Origin of the sequence: Mycetohabitans sp. B3 (assembly GCF_021498065.1) — a bacterium.
Lineage (GTDB): Bacteria > Pseudomonadota > Gammaproteobacteria > Burkholderiales > Burkholderiaceae > Mycetohabitans.
The window spans coordinates 182311-188745 of the sequence record NZ_JAHLKN010000035.1 but is presented as its reverse complement, the minus strand read 5'-3'; the positions used below and the strand labels follow the sequence as shown (position 1 = coordinate 188745).

Sequence of the window (6435 nt, the reverse complement as noted above, 5' to 3'; positions counted from 1 at the left end):
CGTGGTGAGGCAGGTCAAGTTCGAGCGGGGCGATATCGTGCGCGTGAGCCTGAATCCGACTGTCGGGCGAGAGCAGCAAGGCGATTTTCGTCCGGCGCTCGTTCTCTCTCCGGCGGCGTTCAACGCCTTGGGCGTGGCGCTCGTTGCCCCAATCACCCAGGGCGGCGAATTGGCTTCCATGATCCTGTTTGACATGCCCGATGATCGGCTCGACGGCTTGACGCCGCCATCCACGCCACGAAAGCCCAGATTGGCCTGAGGCGGGAGGCGACCATTCCATCGATAAAGCTACTACATCCCTAATATGCGATAATTCATATTATGTAAATTATGATATCGTCAAGAAACTTAAACTCGCAACGTATCGCTGCGCGCCGCTACCCGCTTTCCGCTAGCCTGCTGCACAGCTTCGCTGCGCGTGGCGTCTTCTTGACTTATCGCTGAGCTTGCCGATGGAATTTGATCTGAACACTGCTTTAAACGACTCGTCTGCCTACGTTTGCACATTGGCATCTGTCCCATCACCCACCGCGCCGTCACCGTCACCGTCGCCGCAACCGCCCCGCGCCGCGTGGGCAAACCCACGGTTCAAGCAGCCCACCACTTACCAGGACCTGCCAACCGAGGTCATCGCGCGCATTGGTGACTACGTGCCCGTTCAAGACGTGATACCGTTTTCCACCGTCAATCGACGCACATATCATGCGATGCAGACCAGACGCCTGGTGCACCGCTATTGGCAGCGGGCTCAACAAGCCGTGAGTCGTGAATCGGTCAACCAGTTGCTCAATGAAATGGACGGCACGCTCGCCAATCCAGCGCAGCACGCCGAACCCCTGGACGCACTGCGCCAACGGCTGCGAGCGTTGCCTGAAGGAGACTGCGCCGACGTGTTCAAGCGTGTATTCGCAGCCGCACAGTGTATCCCGCAAGAAGGCGTGCAGATACAAAAAGCGCTGTTGCTCATGCACCGGGATTTCGCCTATGACCGCGTATGGACTGAACTCTTTGACTTTGCCTACGCGCTGGTCGAGCAGCGTAAGCCAGGACAAGACAATGTGTGGCCAGAACTGGCGCTCGGGTTGTCAAATTTCTCGATCCATACTTCTGACACGCCCCACTTTGCTCAGCGGTATTACGCGCTGCTGGCACGGCTGCCGTCGCTGAGCGTGGCCGAGCAGGAGCAGATCATCCCGACAATGTGCCGCTTATTACTTAAATTCAGACAGTCAGACCCGCGCGTCTCCCAACTCCATGCGCTCCTGCAAGACTACGCATTACGCCTGCCCCGGTCCCATCAAGGCTCGTCGGCCGGCGCGTTGGGAAGTTACATTTGGTTTTTGCCGGAAGCGGAGCAACCCGTGCGGTATGCGCAAGTGCGCGATTGGGCTCTATCGCTGCCTGATGATCAGTGGGCGGTCGCACTACGCCATTTACCCGCAGGACTCGATGGGTTGCCCACCAGGCAACAAGAGCAAGAGCTTGCGTTGCTTGAGCGCCATTTGGCGCGCGTACCCGCGGCGCAGCGTGTTTCAGCAGCATTAGGGCTACTTAGGTGTGTCCCTTTGATGAACGACACGCTGGCACAGCGGGTCTGGCAGCAAGGACTGAGTCTATTGAAGGGTACGGACGAAGCCACTTTATGGAAAGTACTGAACGAGCTTCGCGGGCATTGGGTGCTATCTGGATTAGAACGGCATACCATGGTTCAAAAGTGTGCCCGATTAATTGTCCCTTCAGTGGTATCCGTCCAGCTTTGGTACTCCTGATCCAGGCCCTCCCATCTCACAACGACGTCGATCATGGGCTCAAGCGGCATCGTACGATGGACGTGCCAGCGCAGCGCCAACCTCGAAGCGGACTGCACACCGATCTCGAGACATTCTCCTTGACGATTACTCAAACTCGACGAGCGCCGGCAGCATGCGCACCGGGCACCCTTGCACGAGGTCGCAACCCGCGTCGAGCAGCCAGGCGAATTGCTTTAGGCTTTCCACGCCTTCGGCCACGACCTGAAGGTCGAAGCGATGCGACATCAAAATGCACTGTTCGTGCCGCTAGGCGGCGGACTGCTGTCCAGGACGGCGCTCGCTGCATTGTGAGTTGTTCGGTGTCAAGCGGAAAGCGGGCAACGACGGACAATAATCGTTGCGCAGCGGCTCACGCGTGCGCATCGACACACCAAAGACTCTCGCGGACGGCGCGCAGACACAGCAACTGGGGCAATTAACCTTCTCGATCATTCAGCGCGACGTCACCGATATCGAGACCGCATCGGACGACGAGTTGATCGTTGCCTCCGTTTTTTTGCATCAAGGATGAAGACCGTCGTCGAGCCGACAGGTTGCCTGGGCTTTGAAGCGGCCCGCTGCGTCGCGGGCCGCTTCACAAGCAAGTGTATCAGCGTGCTGCTCAGCGGCGGCAACATGGGCCTGGATCGATACGCCGCACTGCTGGCGCAATAGTGCGGCCGCACTCAACCATCGCGCGCCGGGGGGCGCGGGCACGGGGTCTGCTTCGCCATGGCGCGACGTCCAACCGCGGACGTCGTTGCCGCGATGGAGGAACTCGCATGTTAGGCTTGTCCGCGCTGGATTTGGCGCGCTTTCAGTTCGCTTTTACGATCTCTTTCCATATTCTCTTTCCCACCATCACGATTGGCCTGGCGAGCTATCTGGCCGTGCTCGAGGGATGCTGGCTGCGCACGCGCAACATCGTCTACCGCGACCTGTATCAATTCTGGATCAAGATCTTTGCCGTCAACTTCGGCATGGGCGTGGTGTCGGGCATCGTCATGGCCTATCAGTTTGGCACCAACTGGGCGGGTTTTTCGCGCTTTGCCGGGGGCGTAACCGGCCCGCTGCTCGCCTACGAGGTACTGACCGCGTTTTTCCTCGAGGCGGGATTCCTCGGCGTCATGCTGTTCGGGTGGAACAAGGTCGGACCGGGATTGCATTTCCTGTCAACCATCATGGTTGCCGTCGGGACGCTAATTTCAACGACATGGATCTTGGCCTCAAACAGCTGGATGCAAACTCCGCAGGGATATCAGATCATCGACGGGCACGTCGTGCCCGTCCACTGGCTGCAAGTCATCGCCAATCCATCGTTCCCGTACCGCCTCGTGCACATGAGCCTGGCCGCGTTTCTGGCCACCGCGTTGTTCGTGGCCGCATTGGCCGCTTGGCACCTGCTGCGCGGCCACGACAATGCGGCGATCCGCAAGATGCTATCGATGGCGATGGGCATGATATTGGTCGTCGCACCGATCCAGGCCGTGGTGGGCGACGCACACGGACTCAACACGCTGGAACATCAACCAGCCAAGCTTGCTGCCATCGAAGGCCACTGGGAGAATCGTGGAAACGAAGCCGTACCGCTGATCGTCTTCGGCTGGCCCGACATGCAACGCGAGCAGACTCGTTATGCGCTCGAGATCCCGCACTTGGGCAGCCTGATCCTGACACATAGCTGGAACAAGCAATTCCAGGGCTTGAAGGCGTTTCCCCCAGACGAGCGGCCGAATTCGACCGTGGTGTTCTGGACCTTTCGCACGATGGTTGGCCTCGGCCTATTGATGATTGCGCTGGGCGCATGGAGCCTGTTCTTGCGCCGCCGCGCACGCCTATACCACTGCCGCGCATTCCTGCGCTGCACGCTGGTGATGGGGCCGGCCGGACTGGCCGCCGTACTCGCAGGCTGGCTGACCACAGAAATCGGTCGGCAGCCTTGGGTCGTGTATGGCCTGCTGCGAACCACCGATGCGGTGACGCCACATCCGGCGCCGGAAATACTGCTGTCGGTGGTGTTGTTCGTCGTGTCATATTTATTCGTCTTCGGGGCTGGGTTGGCTTATATCCTGCGGCTGATCCGTCAGGGGCCCCAGCTGCAACCCGATACCCGGCCGCCCGTGGGCGGCCCGGGACAGCCGCACACCCCGGCGCGGCCGCTGTCCGCCGCGCACGAAGATGAGCGTCGAACGGCCACGATGGGCGACGTCGGGAGATAAAGACAATGGGTTTTGACATTTCTCTGGTCTGGGCCGTGATCATCTTTGCCGGCGTGATGATGTATGTCGTGACTGACGGCTTCGACCTGGGTATCGGCCTGCTCTTTCCTTTCGTGCCGAACCGCACGGAGCGTGACTTAATGATGAACAGCGTCGCGCCGGTTTGGGACGGCAATGAAACCTGGCTGGTGCTGGGCGGTGCTGGGCTGCTGGCCGCGTTTCCACGAGCCTATGCGATTTTGCTGAGCGCGTTGTATCTGCCGCTGATTTTTATGCTACTCGGCCTGATCTTTCGCGGCGTGGCGTTCGAGTTCCGTTTCAAGGCCAACGACCGCGAGCGCCCCATCTGGGACATCGCATTCGTGGCTGGCTCGTTGCTCGCGTCATTCTTCCAGGGCGTGGCGCTGGGCGCGTATATCGACGGCGTGAAGGTCAACGGCGATGCGTTCGCTGGCGGCGCCCTCGATTGGGTCAAGCCGTTTGCACTCTTTTGCGGACTTGGCGTGGTCGCGATCTATGCACTGCTGGGCGCGACATGGCTGATCATGAAAACCGAACATACGTTGCAACGCACGATGATCGGCATAGCGCGGCGGCTCGCATGGCTCGTGCTCGCCGCGATCGCGATTGTCAGCATCTGGACGCCAATCGCCCATCCCCACATCGCACAGCGCTGGTTTACGCTGCCTAACCTGCTTTGGTTTTGCCCCGTCCCATTGCTGGTGCTGCTTTCCGTTTATGTTCTCCGACGCTCGTTGAGCCACACGCCGCACGCCGGTCCGTTCCTGTGCGCGCTGGCGCTGATGTTCTTAGGCTACACCGGGCTGGCAATCAGCATCTGGCCGAACATCGTGCCACCGTCGCTATCGATCTGGGACGTGGCCGGTCCGTTGCAGAGCCAGGGCTTTACACTGCTCGGCACCCTGTTCATCATCCCGTTCATCCTCGGCTACACGACGTGGTCGTACTATGTGTTCCGGGGCAAGGTACATCCTGGCGAGCACTACCATTGATGCCAACATCCCGTCAAAACCGCATGCCGGCTTGGATTAAGCGATTGGCTTGGTTGATCGCACTATGGACGACCGGCGTCACCGCGTTGGCCGTCGTCGCTGGTGCATTGCGCATCGCGATGCACGCAGCTGGGTTGTCCTCCTGAGCTGGCCAACATCCGCACACGCCGTCACCTGTGTGCATAGTTGCAAACGAAATACCGACAGACATGTGTAGTGGTTGACAGCACAACACGGCTCGTGCGGTCGCCATCTGGCAACCTTGAATCGCGCCTGCCCTGTCAACGCATCAAACTGCTCATGACGCAATGCCCGCTATACGTGTTAGAGGATCGGCCCACCCCGATCGCTGCTGTCGTTACACTCGTGTGCACGCTGGAGGACCAGGCAATCGTCGCATCGTTCCAAGTCCCCAGGCTGGTGAAGCTGGCCGACCTGTCGACGATGACAGTCAAAGCCCAGGCCGCAGAGGCCGATGTGAGCTGGATCTAGCCCCCGCCAGAGAAAATCAACAACGCGGTATTCTTCTACACGCTGTTCGACGTGCTGAATCCGGACCGCACACAATAGGTGGATATGACGGCGCAGGTCGCCATTCTGCTCGACGACGCTCGTGACGCATGACGCTACCGCAATGCCCTTGATGGCACTGACAGCCGAGGCCAGGGCGGCTGCTACGAGGTAGGCGTGCTGCACGCCAACGCTGATGAACCTCCTGAGCTACCTGGACCTGCGCAACAGCGGCCCGTGCCAGGTGCGGGACCACAATGTTCGGGCTGGCCGCCGCCGCGCTAGCCGGCGTAGTCCATTGGCGCGGCGGACAGCGACGCGCGCAGGCCGCGTGAAGCGGCCTGCGCGTTAGGCGCGCTCCTCGAGCAAGTCGGCCATGTCGTCGGCATGCTCTTCCTCAACCGCCAGGATTTCCTCGAAGATGCGGCGCGTGGTCGGGTCCTTGTCGCCAATGTACTTGACGATCTCGCGGTAGGTATCAATCGCGATGCGCTCCGCAACCAGGTTTTCTCGAATCATCTCGGTCAGCGTCTCGCCTTCCACATATTCGGAGTGCGCGCGGCTGGCCAGCCCGGCTGGCGCAAAATCGGGTGACCCGCCTAACTGCACGATGCGCTGCGCAAGCTGATCCGCATGCTGCTGCTCCTCGGCCGCATGCTGTGCAAACTCGTCGGCCACCGCTTCCGAGTTGATCCCTTTTGCCATGAAATAATGCCGCTTATAGCGCAGCGTGCAGACCAGTTCCGTGGCCAGCGCGTCATTGAGCAGCTTTAGGATCGTGTCGCGATCCGCGCTGTAGGTCGACGTCACGGGACCCTCGTCCATATGCTGGCGAGCGCGCTCACGGATTGTCTCTAAGTCGAGTCTAAAAGTGTCTGTCATCGCAACCTCCATAAATAACTG

General features: G+C 60.1%; 7 protein-coding genes and 2 pseudogenes. 7 read left to right on the top strand and 2 right to left on the bottom strand.

Annotated elements, in window-relative coordinates; all coding sequences use genetic code 11:
- Window position 1: 1 nt before the first annotated feature.
- Window positions 2–199, top strand: a pseudogene (locus tag KQH55_RS16945) (type II toxin-antitoxin system PemK/MazF family toxin); the annotation flags it as partial.
- Between the two features lie 253 nt (window positions 200–452).
- Window positions 453–1769, top strand: a complete 1317-nt coding sequence (locus tag KQH55_RS10865; protein WP_235090881.1) for a hypothetical protein — start codon at window positions 453–455, stop codon at window positions 1767–1769.
- 126 nt (window positions 1770–1895) lie between these two features.
- On the opposite strand, the gene KQH55_RS10860 is transcribed toward KQH55_RS10865, so the two are convergent.
- The gene (locus KQH55_RS10860; RefSeq protein WP_338893349.1) at window positions 1896–2036 is read right to left on the bottom strand and encodes an EAL domain-containing protein; all 141 of its coding nucleotides are present in this window, start codon (window positions 2034–2036) and stop codon (window positions 1896–1898) included.
- A gap of 3 nt (window positions 2037–2039) precedes the next feature.
- On the opposite strand from KQH55_RS10860, the pseudogene KQH55_RS10855 reads away from it, so the two are divergent.
- The 5 genes and pseudogenes from KQH55_RS10855 to KQH55_RS10835 all read left to right on the top strand — a co-directional run.
- Window positions 2040–2465: pseudogene (locus KQH55_RS10855) on the top strand (pyridoxal-phosphate dependent enzyme); the annotation flags it as partial.
- A 107-nt stretch (window positions 2466–2572) separates the two neighbouring features.
- Window positions 2573–4009, top strand: a complete 1437-nt coding sequence (locus KQH55_RS10850; protein ID WP_235090879.1) for a cytochrome ubiquinol oxidase subunit I — start codon at window positions 2573–2575, stop codon at window positions 4007–4009.
- Between the two features lie 5 nt (window positions 4010–4014).
- Window positions 4015–5022, top strand: coding sequence for a cytochrome d ubiquinol oxidase subunit II (cydB, locus tag KQH55_RS10845; protein WP_235090877.1), 1008 nt, complete (start codon window positions 4015–4017; stop codon window positions 5020–5022).
- Window positions 5022–5168, top strand: a complete 147-nt coding sequence (locus tag KQH55_RS10840) for a DUF2474 domain-containing protein (RefSeq protein ID WP_076794323.1) — start codon at window positions 5022–5024, stop codon at window positions 5166–5168. The genes cydB and KQH55_RS10840 overlap by 1 nt, the downstream gene beginning before the upstream one ends.
- Before the next feature lie 154 nt (window positions 5169–5322).
- Entirely contained in the window at window positions 5323–5514 is a 192-nt protein-coding gene (locus tag KQH55_RS10835; RefSeq protein WP_076794325.1) for a hypothetical protein, read from the top strand.
- Between the two features lie 366 nt (window positions 5515–5880).
- On the opposite strand, the gene KQH55_RS10830 is transcribed toward KQH55_RS10835, so the two are convergent.
- A complete protein-coding gene (locus KQH55_RS10830) occupies window positions 5881–6414 on the bottom strand; it encodes a bacterioferritin (RefSeq protein WP_233203373.1) in 534 nt (177 codons plus the stop codon).
- Window positions 6415–6435: the final 21 nt, after the last annotated feature.